Here is a 519-nt window from a genome sequence, read left to right as displayed (position 1 = left end):
GGTTCCGGTGGACGACCAGACCCTGCAGAAGATCTGCGAGATCACCGACGGCCAGTCGTTCCACGCCGACAGCCTGGACTCGCTGAAGAACGTGTACTCGACGCTGCAGCGCCAGATCGGCTACGAAACCGTGAAGGGCGACGCCAGCCTGGCCTGGATGCTGCTCGGCGCGTTCGTCCTGGCCGGCGCCATCCTGGCCGGGCTCCTGCTGAACCGCAGGCTGCCCGCCTGAGTCAGCTGGGCAGGCGCCGGTTGATCAGCAGTGCCAGCGCGGTCGCGATCAGGGCGGTCAGCACGGCCAGCCGCAGCCAGCCGGAGCTGCCCGGCCCCGGCACCGTGCGGTAGCCGATCTCGTTCTCGATGGCGTTGTAGCTCTTTTCCAGCTCGCCCAGGGTGGTGGCGGTGTACGACTGCCCGCCGGACAGCTTGGCCACCATCTTCATCTGGTCGGTCGAGACCGGGACGGCGATGCGTTGCCCGTCCATCTCGATCTCGCCGCCCTTGGTCCCGAACGAGATC

2 pseudogenes are annotated in these 519 nt (G+C 67.8%); one reads left to right on the top strand and one right to left on the bottom strand.

Annotated features, from left to right (window positions below):
* Positions 1-232: pseudogene (locus tag A5659_RS08995) on the top strand (hypothetical protein); the annotation flags it as partial.
* Between the two features lies 1 nt (position 233).
* Here A5659_RS08995 and A5659_RS08990 read toward each other — a convergent pair.
* Positions 234-519, bottom strand: a pseudogene (locus A5659_RS08990) (hypothetical protein); the annotation flags it as partial.

Source organism: Mycobacterium sp. 1165196.3 (genome assembly GCF_001673415.1).
GTDB classification, from domain to species: Bacteria; Actinomycetota; Actinomycetes; order Mycobacteriales; family Mycobacteriaceae; genus Mycobacterium; species Mycobacterium europaeum_A.
This window is presented reverse-complemented; position numbering and strand designations above follow the sequence as displayed.